The 13534-nt window shown below is 39.4% G+C and carries 15 protein-coding genes; all 15 read right to left on the reverse strand.

Annotated features, from left to right (window positions below; genetic code table 11):
• Positions 1–118: 118 nt before the first annotated feature.
• Positions 119–793: a DnaD domain-containing protein gene (locus ADH31_RS03215; protein ID WP_049508979.1), complete on the reverse strand. Its 675-nt coding sequence runs from the start codon at positions 791–793 to the stop codon at positions 119–121.
• Between the two features lie 8 nt (positions 794–801).
• Positions 802–1746 carry a homoserine O-acetyltransferase MetA gene (gene metA / locus ADH31_RS03220; RefSeq protein ID WP_049508980.1) on the reverse strand — a complete coding sequence of 315 codons (945 nt, stop codon included), beginning with the start codon at positions 1744–1746 and terminating at the stop codon, positions 802–804.
• 193 nt (positions 1747–1939) lie between these two features.
• Positions 1940–2452 carry an adenine phosphoribosyltransferase gene (locus ADH31_RS03225; RefSeq protein ID WP_006154681.1) on the reverse strand — a complete coding sequence of 171 codons (513 nt, stop codon included), beginning with the start codon at positions 2450–2452 and terminating at the stop codon, positions 1940–1942.
• 126 nt (positions 2453–2578) lie between these two features.
• On the reverse strand, positions 2579–3172 hold the full coding sequence (locus tag ADH31_RS03230; RefSeq protein WP_049508981.1) for a hypothetical protein: 594 nt from the start codon (positions 3170–3172) through the stop codon (positions 2579–2581).
• Positions 3172–5040: an ABC-F family ATP-binding cassette domain-containing protein gene (locus ADH31_RS03235; RefSeq protein ID WP_049508982.1), complete on the reverse strand. Its 1869-nt coding sequence runs from the start codon at positions 5038–5040 to the stop codon at positions 3172–3174. The genes ADH31_RS03230 and ADH31_RS03235 overlap by 1 nt, the downstream gene beginning before the upstream one ends.
• Complete coding sequence (locus ADH31_RS03240) at positions 5037–6236, reverse strand: CCA tRNA nucleotidyltransferase (RefSeq protein ID WP_080980059.1); 1200 nt, start codon at positions 6234–6236, stop codon at positions 5037–5039. The genes ADH31_RS03235 and ADH31_RS03240 overlap by 4 nt, the downstream gene beginning before the upstream one ends.
• On the reverse strand, positions 6233–7000 hold the full coding sequence (dapB, locus tag ADH31_RS03245; protein ID WP_049508984.1) for a 4-hydroxy-tetrahydrodipicolinate reductase: 768 nt from the start codon (positions 6998–7000) through the stop codon (positions 6233–6235). The genes ADH31_RS03240 and dapB overlap by 4 nt, the downstream gene beginning before the upstream one ends.
• 169 nt (positions 7001–7169) lie before the next feature.
• On the reverse strand, positions 7170–8018 hold the full coding sequence (locus tag ADH31_RS03250) for a DegV family protein (protein ID WP_049508985.1): 849 nt from the start codon (positions 8016–8018) through the stop codon (positions 7170–7172).
• A gap of 3 nt (positions 8019–8021) precedes the next feature.
• The gene (locus ADH31_RS03255) at positions 8022–8396 is read right to left on the reverse strand and encodes a DUF1149 family protein (RefSeq protein ID WP_001050093.1); all 375 of its coding nucleotides are present in this window, start codon (positions 8394–8396) and stop codon (positions 8022–8024) included.
• Positions 8397–8461: 65 nt separating this feature from the next.
• Complete coding sequence (glmM, locus tag ADH31_RS03260; protein ID WP_049508986.1) at positions 8462–9811, reverse strand: phosphoglucosamine mutase; 1350 nt, start codon at positions 9809–9811, stop codon at positions 8462–8464.
• Between the two features lie 21 nt (positions 9812–9832).
• Entirely contained in the window at positions 9833–10624 is a 792-nt protein-coding gene (locus ADH31_RS03265) for a CdaR family protein (protein WP_049508987.1), read from the reverse strand.
• The gene (cdaA, locus tag ADH31_RS03270; protein WP_049508988.1) at positions 10611–11468 is read right to left on the reverse strand and encodes a diadenylate cyclase CdaA; all 858 of its coding nucleotides are present in this window, start codon (positions 11466–11468) and stop codon (positions 10611–10613) included. Before cdaA ends, ADH31_RS03265 begins: the two co-directional genes overlap by 14 nt.
• Positions 11469–11929: 461 nt before the next feature.
• Complete coding sequence (locus tag ADH31_RS03275; RefSeq protein ID WP_049508989.1) at positions 11930–12322, reverse strand: hypothetical protein; 393 nt, start codon at positions 12320–12322, stop codon at positions 11930–11932.
• 36 nt (positions 12323–12358) lie between these two features.
• Positions 12359–13177: a hypothetical protein gene (locus ADH31_RS03280; RefSeq protein WP_065427041.1), complete on the reverse strand. Its 819-nt coding sequence runs from the start codon at positions 13175–13177 to the stop codon at positions 12359–12361.
• The gene (locus ADH31_RS03285) at positions 13177–13431 is read right to left on the reverse strand and encodes a hypothetical protein (RefSeq protein ID WP_049508990.1); all 255 of its coding nucleotides are present in this window, start codon (positions 13429–13431) and stop codon (positions 13177–13179) included. Before ADH31_RS03285 ends, ADH31_RS03280 begins: the two co-directional genes overlap by 1 nt.
• Positions 13432–13534 lie beyond the last annotated feature (103 nt).

Raw genomic sequence — 13534 nt, forward strand, 5'->3', positions numbered from 1 at the left:
CGGCTCGCTTCCTAGTTTGCTCTTTGATTTTCATTGAGTATAAAACACACAAAAAATGCCCACAAGCTAGATTTTCTTTCTAGCCTGTAGGCATTTTTTCTATTATCAATACTTAAAATTAGTCTTTCCAAAGATCCATAGCATTTTGAAAATCTGCAGAAACTTGAACATTTTGAGGATTAGTCGCTTCTCTCTCCTGACGCTTAGCCTCTACCTGGACTACACTCTTAATACCTTCATGACGCCAGTTTCTTAGGATAGCCTGGATGTACTTCCAATTTGGTTTTCCATTCAAAACAGCCTCACGTAGGGCTTCTTTAATCAGGTCCGCACTGGTTCCGTCTTCTTTCAAACTCTTTTCTAAATCTTCGATTTCAAAAGGACTTAAGAGACGACCTAGCTCTTGTTGGAAGGTTTCCACCAAGTCTTTCAAATCATTTTTAGAAGGTACCACTTGATTTGGTTCTTGATTTTCAAAAAGCTGGTCCAAACGTTCTAAAGCAAGGGTCGCATCAAAAATAACTTCTATTTCTCCATTGAGTTCAATGGTTCGGTATTGAAGTAAGCCTTTTTCTGTCAAGCGCGAAATAGCTTGATTGACTTCAAAGACTTGCTTGCCAATTTTCTCTGCGATTTGACTTGGGGACAATTCCCCTAAGGCTGTTGTATTTTGTAGGTAAAAGAATTGCCAAACTAAGAAATCATCGCTTGATGAAAACAGTTGATTGTAGTTTAAGAGCAGAGCACTTGGTAACACCAAGTTCCCTGATTTAAAAGCATCTAAATATGTCATAATTCCTCTTATAAATATCCAAAATGAGACACATCTTCTTCTGCACTCTTCCACTCAAAAGGCGTTTCTTGGTAAACTGCATAATTTACCCAGTTACTGAAAAAGAGAGCTGCTGAGGAACTCCAACGCATACAAGGAAGTTCATGGATGTCATCATTTTTGAAATAATTTTCTGGTATATGGGGATCTAAACCAGCATTTAGATCTCTAAAATATTCCTTGGCTAGCGTATCGCGATCATACTCTAAATGCCCAAAGCTATAGACTTCTCTCAAATCTCGACTCGCAAGGATAGAGACTCCTACCTCTTCTCCTGATGCTAAAATCTCTAGATTTGTTTTGTTTAGAATATCTTCTTTGTGGACTTCTGTATGGCGAGAATGAGGGGATACATATAAATCATCAAAACCTCTCAGTAGAAGATGACCTTCTTTCAAAACATCTTGAGAATAAATCCCAGAAAGCTTCTGGTCCATCTGGTATTTATCTACGCCATAGCGATAGTATAGACCCGCTTGTGCTCCCCAGCAAATATACAGGGTTGAAAAGACATGAGTCTTAGACCAATCGATAACCTTAGTAAATTCCTCCCAATAGTCCACTTCTTCAAAAGGGAGATGTTCAACTGGAGCACCTGTAATAATCAAGCCATCAAAATACTGGTCTTGAACTTCTGAGAAGGTCTTATAAAAAGTCTTCATATGCTCAGAACGAGTTGTTTTCGACTGATGACTTTCCATATATAAAAATTCAATATCTAACTGCAAAGGAGTATTGGCTAAATGGCGTAAAAGCTGAGTTTCTGTAACCATTTTCAGTGGCATCAAGTTTAAAATCAGAATTTTCAGTGGTCGAATATCCTGATGAGCCGCCCTCTGGTCATCCATGACGAAAATATTTTCCGTTCGTAAAATCTCAACTGCTGGTAATTTTTTATCAATTCGAATCGGCATAGAAATCTCCTTACTGTATCATACTGGACTCAAGTAACCTGACTGTCATCGAATGGAATAATCCAGCTGATGACATTGCTTCCCTTTATTATACTGTAAGAAGACATAGTTTTCAATTATAGTTTTTCTCTAACTAGATATAGCCTTTTTTTATATCCGATGAAGAGAAAACAGCCCTAGGGACTGTTTTTCATTAATAATGCATCAAAACTTTATAATCGTAATCTCCGATTGCCTCACGACCTTTTAGCTCGTCAAGCTCAATCAAGAAGGCACAACCTGCTACAACACCACCTAATTTCTCAATCATTTCGATTGTAGCTTTAACAGTACCACCTGTTGCCAAGAGATCATCTACAATAAGAACACGTTGACCTGGTTTGATAGCATCTGCGTGCATGGTCAAAGTATCAACACCATATTCTTTTTCGTAGTCAGCTGAAATCACTTCTCGTGGCAATTTCCCTGGTTTACGAACAGGTGCAAAACCAATTCCCAACTCAAAAGCAACTGGACATCCAACAATAAATCCACGTGCTTCTGGTCCTACGATCATATCAATTTTTTTGTCAGTAGCATATTGAACAATTTCACGAACAGCATAACTGTAGGCATTTCCATCTGCCATCAATGGGCTGATATCACGGAAAGTAATTCCTTCTTGTGGGTAATTTTCAATACTTGCAATGTAATCTTTTAAGTTCATAGCATTTCTTTCTTTTAAAGTTTTTACTCCCTATTATACCATAATTCCTAGAAAAGCAAAATAGAAAGAGGCCTTGATACTTGGTTCAAGACTTCTCATTTTTTCTTCAATTGTTGCTAGAAGTACTTACTTCTTTTTGCTTTTAGAGTTTTGGTTGCGTTGACGATTTTGTTGGATGCGCCACTCTCGCTCATAGTAGGCCATGGTTTCAAATACTCTGCGTGGTAAACCGACATCTAGCAAATAGATTGGGATTTTCAAAACATTTGATTGCTTTGCAGTCAAAAATCTACTTCGTAGACGATTCCATAAAGAGTTGGTTTTCAAAAGATCTTTATCATTAAAATGAACTTCAATAGTATAAAAATCCCTTGAACTTCTACCACCCTTGATTCTCATTAGAGAAAATGTTTCTACTTGCCCCCAGGAATAAAACTGCCAATCTTTTTTAGGATGTGGCTTATAGGAAAAACCTTGGGACGTACATTTCAAATACTCTTTATCTGAAAAAAGAAGTCGCAAACGTTCATACAAAATCCATCCAACAATGATGATTAAGAATAAGACAAAGAGTCTTAATGCCACCAATCCCACAGGTGCCTCCTTGGGATAGGTCATCATAAAAGATAGGATCCAAAGAAAAAAAGCTAACTCAAGGAAGCAGAGAACAATAGTCCAAATGATTTTCTTACTGCTCCATTTGATAATTTTTTCTTCCATTACGCCAACTCACTTAAATATTCATAGCGTTCATATTTTTCAAGCAAGGCTTCATTCTTCTCATCTAACTCTTTTTGAAGAGTAGCTAGCTTCCCAAAGTCCGAGCCATTGGCCTGCATTTCCTCTTCAATGACTGAGATACGGTTTTCCAAGGCTTCGATGTCACCTTCAATACTTGCCCACTCTTGCTTTTCTTGGTAGGTCATGCGTTTCTTTTCTTCACGAACTTTGACGACTTTTTCCTTCTCAGCCTTTTGAACTTGATTTGTCGCTTCTGCTTCGAAGGCTTTTTCATCTAGGTAGTCGGTATAATGCCCAAAGAAAGGACGAATGCTACCATTCTCAAAAGCAAGAATCTTAGTCGCAACTTTATCAAGGAAATAGCGGTCGTGACTAACTGTCAAAACTGGACCTGCAAAACCTTGTAAGAAATTTTCTAAAACAGTTAAGGTCGCAATATCTAAATCATTTGTTGGCTCGTCCAAGAGAAGCACATTGGGTTTTTCCAAGAGCAATTTGAGGAGATACAGGCGTTTTTTCTCTCCACCAGATAACTTTTCAATCAAGGTACCGTGCGTTGAACGCGGAAAGAGGAACTGTTCTAATAACTCCGCGATAGAGGTCGTAGAGCCACTACTGGTCTTAACCTCTTCTGCCACTTCCTGCAGATAATTGATAACCCGCTTACTCTCATCCAAGCCTTCGATTTGTTGAGAGAAATAGGCGATGCGAACTGTTTCCCCAATGATAACTTGGCCTTCTGTTGGCTCAAGACTTCCTGCAATTAGGTTAAGAAGGGTTGACTTCCCAACACCATTGTCACCAACGATTCCGATACGGTCTTTGGCTTGAACCAAAAGGTTAAAATGTTGCAGAATCTGTTTGTCGTCATAGGCAAAGGAAACATCCTTAAACTCGATGACCTTTTTACCGATACGACTGGTTTCAAAATTCATGCTCAAGTCTGTTTCAACACTAGTATCAGAAACCTCCTTTTTCAAGTCATGGAATCGATTGATGCGTGCCTGTTGCTTGGTTGCACGAGCCTGCGGTTGGCGTCTCATCCAGGCCAATTCTTGATTGTAAAGCTGTTCCTTTTTGTGAAGAAGCGCTGCGTCGCGCTCATCCTGTTCAGCCTTGAGACGAACATAGTCTTGGTAATTTCCTTGATATTCGGTCAAACCTGCTCTGTCCAACTCAAAGATTCGTGTCGAAAGAGCATCTAGGAAGTAACGGTCGTGGGTGATAAAGAGAACTGTCTTCTTGGAATTTTTCAAGAAGAGAGTCAGCCACTCAATGGTGGCAATATCCAAGTGGTTGGTAGGCTCATCAAGAAGCAAAAGATCATGATTGCCCAGAAGGACTTGCGCCAACTGAACCCGTCTTCGCAAACCACCTGATAGGGCTCCAACGGGAGTTGATAAATCCTGAATTCCCAACTTGCTGAGAACGGTCTTGACCTGACTCTCAATTTCCCAAGCTTGGAGGGAATCCATCTCCGCCATAACCCTTTCCAAACGTACCTGCTTGTCCTCACTGTAGTTGAGCATGAGCAATTCATACTCACGGATCAACTGGATTTCTTTCAAATCACTCGATAGAACAGTATCCAAGACAGTCTTGCTATCATCAAAATCTGGGTCCTGAGTCAGATAACCAATCTTATAGTCATTTTTTGCCGAAAAAGGGCTTACGTCACCATCAAAACCAGAAACTCCTGAAAGCACATCTAAAAGGGTTGTTTTCCCAGTTCCGTTGACACCGATAAGACCGATTCTATCCAAGTCATGGATGATAAAGGAAATATCCTTAAAGACAGTCTTGTCTCCAACGGATTTACTTAGTTTTTCAACAATAAAATCACTCATTTTTTCTCCCTCAAGTAGGCATGAATAGCTTCCAAGTTATTTTCCAAATCTCCATCCACAATAGCATACTCAATCTCTGCTAAGATTTCTCCCATTTCTGGTCCTGGCTGATAGCCGTATTCTTTGATCAAAATCCCACCATTGATTTGAATCTCTTTCTTATCATGGATGGTTAGACTGTGGTAAATCTCTTCGATAGCCTGTGGATTGACTTCTTTTCCTTGAGCCTGACGAAGATTTTCAGCCTGTAAAAGCAAATCTAGATCAAAACGGTAACAATCACGCTTGCTTAGTTCCCCATCTTCTCGGAGAGCCAAAATAGACAGCAAATCCTGTACCTGCTTGGCAAATTGGCGTGAAGTCTTCCAATGTTTCAAAAATTGTTGAGCATCTTCCACTTCTAAAACCCATAAAAGTGTTGCCCAAGCTTGCTCAGAAGATTCAAAAGTAAAATCTTTTTCTAAATCAAACAAAGACTGGAGTTTCTCCTGACTACCTACCATATCTGGAAGATAATCATAAGCTTTACTTGCAATCATAGAAGACAGACCTACTCGCCAATGAGGAGCTAGTAGAAGTTTATCAAATTCAACAAAAGTACGTTCCACAGAGATTTTTTCTAGGAGTGGCGTCAAATCTTTCATAGCCTCAAAGGTTTCTTGCTCGAGTTCAAAACCAAGACTAGCTTGAAAACGAAATCCACGCATAATGCGTAGGGCATCTTCGTTGAAACGCTCACTAGCTACACCGACAGCTCGCAGGACCTGGTTTTCTAAATCTTTGAGACCATCAAATAAATCGACGATTTCCCCTGTCTCATCCAAGGCAAAGGCATTGACTGTGAAATCTCGGCGTTTGAGATCTTCTTCTAACGAACGAACAAAAGAAACTGAACTTGGCCTACGGTAGTCTACATAGACATCCTCAGTTCTAAAAGTGGTTACTTCGTACTCTTCATCTCCGTCTAAAACCAAAACTGTTCCGTGCTCAATGCCAATATCAGCTGTCCGTGGAAAAATCTGCTTGGTCTCTTCTGGATAAGATGAAGTCGCAATATCCACATCATGGATGGGACGATTGAGTAGGGCATCCCTAACAGAGCCTCCAACAAAATAGGCTTCAAAGCCTGCTTCTTTAATTTTTTCTAATACTGGTAAAGCCTTCTGAAATTCAGAAGGCATTTGTGTTAATCTCATAATAAGTGTTCTAATCCATAGACAAGCTCATGACGCTTGACAACTTCTTTGATTCCCAAATTCACCCCTGTCATGAAGGAGCTACGATCATAGGAGTCATGACGTAGAGTCAATCCTTCTCCCTGATTTCCAAATATAACTTCCTGATGAGCTACCAAACCTGGCAAACGGACTGAGTGGATTCGCATACCATCAAAGTTGGCTCCACGTGCCCCTGAAATGAGTTCTTCCTCATCACTAGCACCTTGTTGGATAGACTCACGAACTTCTGCCATCAATTCCGCTGTTTTGATAGCTGTTCCGCTCGGAGCATCTTTTTTCTTGTCATGGTGAAGCTCAATAATCTCTACATTTGGGAAGTATTTTGCAGCTTGTGCCGCAAATTGCATGAGCAAGACAGCACCCAAGGCAAAGTTAGGAGCAATCAAGCCACCCAAGTTTTTAGAACGAGAAAATTCTTTTAGTTCTTCAATCTCTTGACTAGTGAAACCTGTTGTTCCAACTACTGGAGCAAAGCCATTTTCAAGAGCAAAGCGTGTATTCTCATAGACAACAGCTGGTGTTGTAAAGTCCACCCATACATCTGCCTCAAAACCTGCCAAGTCATTCTTATCATTGAATACTGGAATTCCCTGCCAGTCAGATGCAGACTCAAAAGGATCTAAAACCGCTACCAGTTCAAGTTCAGGATCAGACAAAACCATCTGACAAGCAGATTGGCCCATTCTCCCCTTAAAACCAGCAATAATTACTCGAATACTCATTTCAATCTCTACTCCTGTTTAAGATACAAAGCCTGTAAGAACACAAAGTGAAAATAGGAGGTCTGATCAAGGAGTATCTACTCCTTGGAAGAACTATCTTTTTCACACAGGGTTTCAGGCGTGTTCAATTTTAAGATCCAAAGGACGTAAGCTGTCCATGAAAAATAGTCTAGATTATGGGTGTATATCCCAGAGCAATACTTCCTTCTCCCAGGTGAGTCCCAATAACACTACCGAAGGTTGCAATTGAAACATCTGTAGCCACTCCACCATCGATTAAAAGCTGGCGCAAATCTGCTGCTTTTTGAGGAGCATTTCCGTGAATGACAGTAATCTGGTAATTCCCATTAGCTGTTGCTTCTTTAACAATTTCAACTAAGCGTTTTGTAGCCTTTTTCTCTGTACGAACCTTTTCATATACTTCTATCACACCTTGGTCATTGAAATATAGGATTGGCTTGATACTTAGGAGATTCCCCAAAATAGCCGCGCCATTAGAGAGTCGTCCCCCCTTAACTAGATGGTCAAGATCATCCACCATGATAAAGGCTGAGGTATTTTCAATCTGTTCAGTTACTTTATCTAAGATAGACTCAAAGCCATCTCCTTGCTCTGCCCATTTCAAGACACTCTCAACCATATAGCCTAGGGGAGCGCTTGTAATACGGGTATCAGGAAAGGCAATGGTTAACCCTTCATATTCATCCTTCATATACTGGATGTTTTGGTAAAATCCTGAAATTCCAGAAGATAGGAAAAGACCTAAGGCATGTGTATAGCCTTTAGCTTTTAATGATGATAAAATTTCATCCAACTTGGCAATACTTGGTTGGCTCGTTTTTGGCAATTCGCTTGCTGAAGCCATTTTTTCATAAAATTCTTGAGCGGTTAGATTTACACCTTCAACATACTCCTGTCCATCGATATTCACAGGAATGTCTAGCACAAATAAATCTTCTTTCCGCAAGGCTTCCGCTTGTAGAAAAGCAGATGAGTCTGTTATGACCGCTAATTTCATTTCTTAAAACTCCAAATTAATTCCCGGTAAATCAAGGGCAATTTCTGTTACTTCATAAGTCAAACGATTAAGCATGTCCAAACATGGACGAGCTAGGGTCTCAACCTCTTCTTGGCTGAAATCACTTGGTTGATCGATAATACGACCTTCAACATGGTTGACTTGAGAAATCGTTCCACTAATGACAAATCTATCAAAGACAATCATAAAGCTCAAAACAACTACTAAAGAGGTAACTTGATTTTCTTGATCATGCTGAAGCAACTGGAAGTTTACATCTACCTTAGTTTCAGGTGCTCCATTTTCATTTTCCCATTCAAAGTTACGCGCATCAAAGTGATACTGACTGACAAATTCTTGTTCACGTTTTAAATTCATTTTCATCTCCATTGGTACAATATAGTTGCCATTGTACCATATTTTTTTATTTTCTGCTAGATTTACTAAATACCAATCTCAGTTTTAACAACTTCAGCAATAGTGTCTACATAGTAGTCTACTTCCTCAGTGGTTGGGGCTTCAGCCATGACACGCAAGAGTGGCTCCGTTCCACTTGGGCGAACGAGGATGCGACCATTTCCTGCCATTTCTTCTTCCATCTTCTCGATAATAGCTTTGATAGCAGGAACTTCCATAGCTTTTTCTTTCATGGTATTTTCCACACGGATATTGACCAATTTTTGTGGGTAAATTGTCACTTCTGAGGCCAATTGAGACAAACTCTTACCTGTTTCTTGCATGATTTTCGTCAATTGAACAGCTGAAAGCTGACCATCACCAGTAGTATTATAGTCCATCAAGATAACGTGACCTGACTGCTCACCACCGAGATTGTAGCCAGATTTTCTCATTTCTTCAACTACATAGCGGTCTCCAACAGCAGTGACTGCTTTATTGATTCCTTCACGATCCAAGGCCTTATGGAAACCGAGGTTGGACATAACTGTTGTCACAATCGTGTTTTGAGCCAATTGACCTTTTTCAGAGAGGTATTTCCCAATGATGTACATAATCTTGTCACCATCGACAATTTCGCCATTTTCATCAACAGCAATCAAACGGTCGCTATCACCATCAAAGGCTAAACCAATGGCAGATTTGCTTTCTTTTACAAGTTCTTGCAAGGCTTCTGGATGAGTTGAACCAACGTTCAAGTTGATGTTAAGGCCATCTGGTGTTTCACCGATAACTGTTAATTGAGCACCTAGATCTGCAAAAATTTGACGAGCACTGGTTGCAGCTGCTCCGTTAGCAGTGTCCAAGGCAACCTTCATCCCTTCAAGAGGAGTTCCAGTTGAAACAAGATAGGATTCATACTTACGTAAACCTTCTGGGTAGTCAACAACCGTACCCAAGCCCTCTGCACTTGGACGTGGGAGAGTATCTTCACTGGCATCTAGCAAGGCTTCGATTTCTGCTTCTTTGTCATCGTCTAGTTTAAAGCCGTCACCACCAAAGAATTTAATGCCATTATCAAGGGCTGGGTTGTGACTAGCTGAAATCATGACACCTGCGCTCGCACCTTCTGTTTTTACAAGATAAGCTACTGCTGGTGTTGCAAGAACTCCAAGCTTATAAACGTGAATTCCGACCGAAAGGAGGCCAGCAATCAAAGCTGCTTCTAGCATTTGACCTGAGATACGAGTGTCACGCCCTACAAAAACCTTAGGTGCTTCCGTCGTATGTTGACTGAGAACATAACCTCCAAAACGTCCCAATTTAAAAGCTAATTCTGGCGTAAGTTCTACGTTTGCTTCTCCACGGACTCCGTCCGTTCCAAAATATTTACCCATGTTATATCCTTTTCTAATTTTTTAGTCTTTCTTTGAAGAATCTGGTTTGGTTTCAGACCCTGCAGTAGAAGATTTCGTTGAAGATGAGCTAGTAGTTGAAGTGGTAGAACTACTTGCTGATCTAGCTTGTTTCGTTGTTATCTTCATGGTTGTTTCATACGGTGTAATCACCGTTGGTAAAACTGTTCCATTCTTATCAATAGCTTGTAGAGGAACTGAACCCGTATAATTTCCTGTAATTTTTTCACTAGTTGGTAAAACAGCCACAATCTTATCAATCTTAGACAAGGTATCAACATCACTAGTAACCGAAACGCGTTCATCTGAAACAGTCACACTATCGATGAGAATTCGTTCATCAACCTTACCAGAGTCGATCTGTGGAGTGACTGGTAAATTATCCCGTGTTGCCTTCTTCCCAATTTTAACGGTGATTTTCTGTGGTGTTGCTAGGGCTGTTAAACCGCTTGGAAGATTCTCAATGGTCAAGGGAACTTCAATGGTTCCTTCGGTAGCTTGTGTCAAATCTGCAATAACCTTGAATTTACGAGTGCTTTCTTGCATCTCACTAGCCAAGGTCACTCGATTAGATCCAGTTAAAAATACCGTTACTTCTGAACTAAAACCGCTAATAAAATACTGCTCACTATCGTACTGAATATCAATCGGTACATTTACGACTGTATTGGTATAGGTTTCTGTTCGAGCCGGTCTTGCATTATTATTATTTTGGTAATTAATAGAGGTAGCGTAGATAAATAAAACACAAGCAAAGAGGAGTGAGGAGATGATATATAAACTATTTTTTTTCATTCTTCCAGCCTCCTAATATACGCTCTGTTAAGCTTGGCTCTTGTGAATTTTCCGGAATCAGTATACGACGTAGTTCTTCCTCAAATTCTTCCATCGTTAAATCATGCTTAAAGACACTATTATAGGTAATGGAAATGCCTCCAGTTTCTTCTGACACAACAAATGTTAAGGCGTCTGATACTTCAGATAAACCAATAGCTGCACGGTGTCGTGTTCCAAACTCCTTAGAAATATCAGTGCTCTCAGTAAGTGGAAGATAAGCAGATGTTACAGCTATACGATCACCTTTTATAATGACTGCACCATCATGTAAAGGTGTGTTTGGAATGAAGATATTGATTAAGAGTTCTGCAGAAATCTTAGCATCTAAAGGAATCCCCGTGGAAATATATTCCTGCAAAGTTCTGACACGCTGAACAGAGACCAATGCTCCAATTTTACGAGGGCTCATATATTCAACTGCCTTAACAAAGGCCTGAATCATCTGTTCTTCTGAACTCATTGGTGTACTTGAAAAGAAATCAGTCGCACGTCCCAAGCGCTCTAAACCTGTCCGAATTTCTGGAGAGAAAATAACTACCGCTGCGATAACACCGTAAGTAATCAATTGATTGATCAACCAGGAAATAGTTGTCAAGCCTAGGGTATTTGCTGCTATCTGAGCTAAGATAAAAACTAAAACACCTCGAACCAGGATCATAATCTTGGTTCCTGCAATTGATTTTGTAAATTGGTATAAGATATAGGCAACGATAAGAATATCAATCACATTTATCAGAATACTCCAAGGACTGGAAAATAAACTAGACCAGTATTGAAGATTAGATAATTGTTGAAAATTCATTCTAGGCCTCCTCTCCATAAAAAAGCTACTCTTCATTATATCATTTTATATGAAAATTTTCTTCCCCCTACTTCATTTTAAATTGGTAGAAAATATTTCACGAATATTGCTTTATCACTTTAGCTCTCTAAAAAAACTAGTGTTGCCGAATTTTTAAAAAACGCAATTCATTAGAGAACCTTACAAATCATTTAAAGTTCCTAAAAAAGTTCACAAAAAAAGCCCCTAAAAAAGGGCTACTAAATCGATGAGTTCAGCAGGCAAGAAACTAGCACGATCAGACGTGCTTTTTTTATTACCTGGTACCATTATACCATACTATCAGCAACCTATATATTTGAAAATCTAAAAACCCTTAAATTCATTTCTAAGGGCTTCTAGTTTATCCATAGTGTTTTAGTTGTCCAGTATGAAACAGAACAAAATAGGAGGGCAAACATGAAGCCTTTGCCTACAATTGCCTACTTATACGCTTCTAACTCTCCGTTCTGGTGGATTTTCGCAAAGTTTAAGACAGCTATCTGTTTGTATCTGTGATAATTAGTGGATTTTGTCCCAGCAATTTCTAAACATTCACTTACTGTTTTCTTCCTCATGTAACAATAATGAATGATAAAACACTTTCTAGCACGTTCGTTCTCTATCTTATTGATATCATGGGCAAATGTTTCTAGACTTTCTCTAATTGCTTTTTCATGCTTACTAGTCAAATTCCACTGATCAGGTAAGACAAGTTTCCAAGCCTCTTCATCTATTGTAACTTGGTTTTCACTTCCTGCCATCCTCTGGAATCTCAGAAAATAAGTCATCCGCTTTCTGACGTTCATCATCGTTTTAAACTTATCCAGCTCCATTTTCAACGACAACCTTTCTACTCCTATAACTCATGCCTATCTTAATCTTCTTCTAGGATTCCCAAACTTTGCAATCCTTTCATCTCGTTTTCTTTTACGTTCTTCAGCGGACTCTATACCTATCTGTTTCCGACGTTCCACTTCTTCTTGATTGATATTACTCCATTTTCTGGTATGTACATTCTGCCGTCTACCATCTTGCGGATAATATTCAACGGTACACCTACAATTACTATGACGTCTATAAATATCATGAGGAACGGAAGGATATTTATAACTGCCTTCCAATTCTTGACACCACTTACAACACTTTCCAGCCGTTCGCCTAGTAATTTTAGGGCTAAGTCCTGCTTTATACTGAAATACCACATTTTTTTGAATCGTATCATCTACAATACTTTGCGTAAAATTAACAATTGTTTCACCCACCAACCATTTTACAGCTTCAAAATCATCTTCACTAGCTAAACGATTTACTAAGCCGTCAATCCTATCTTGGTTTAACTCAGGAACTTGAGGAGGAATGCGAAGGTTAGCCCTAAAGTTTAAATCTTCTTGAACTTTTTCAGTATATTCGCTTACAAGGTCATAGTTTCGACCTAAAACATCTTCTAGCAATCGTTTAGCAATATTATAGTACATCTTACCATCTGGTAGGCTTTCATTACTTAAGTAAGCTCCTAAAACTTTTGAGAGTATTTCACCAACTTCTATTGCATATTGATTGGCATCGAGATAATCAGCTTTATTATCTTCTAGCTTATCTAGTAACTCTTCCAGAATCTCACTATCAAGCCTAGCTTTTTCAAATTCGGCCTTAATTTTCTGGAGTAGACTCGGAAAGATATCTTCCATTACTTTTCACCTCCTTCCAGTGAACTGCCTTTTTCATTTTGGCGCTCTTTCTGCCGCCTATAGTATCGTTTCTTTTGGGTCAATATCTTGTCTTTTTTCTTTTGGTAACGCTCTGCGTCTTTCTTTTTATTACATACCTTACAAACTTTTGAGAAACCTTTCTTGTCTGAATGCTTTCTATAAAAGTTTTCACTAGATAATTCTTTGATATCATGACACTTGGAGCATTTTCTAGTTAAAGTGGTTTCATTCAATCCTATTTACTCCTTTTTTCTTTCTCGCTCGCGAGAAAATACGTACAGTGACGGCGTGAAGCCCCGAAGCCTCGAGGGGGAGGGGGTGACCCCCCTACTCTCA

Origin of the sequence: Streptococcus pseudopneumoniae, from assembly GCF_001072375.1 — a bacterium.
Taxonomy (GTDB): domain Bacteria; phylum Bacillota; class Bacilli; order Lactobacillales; family Streptococcaceae; genus Streptococcus; species Streptococcus pseudopneumoniae_L.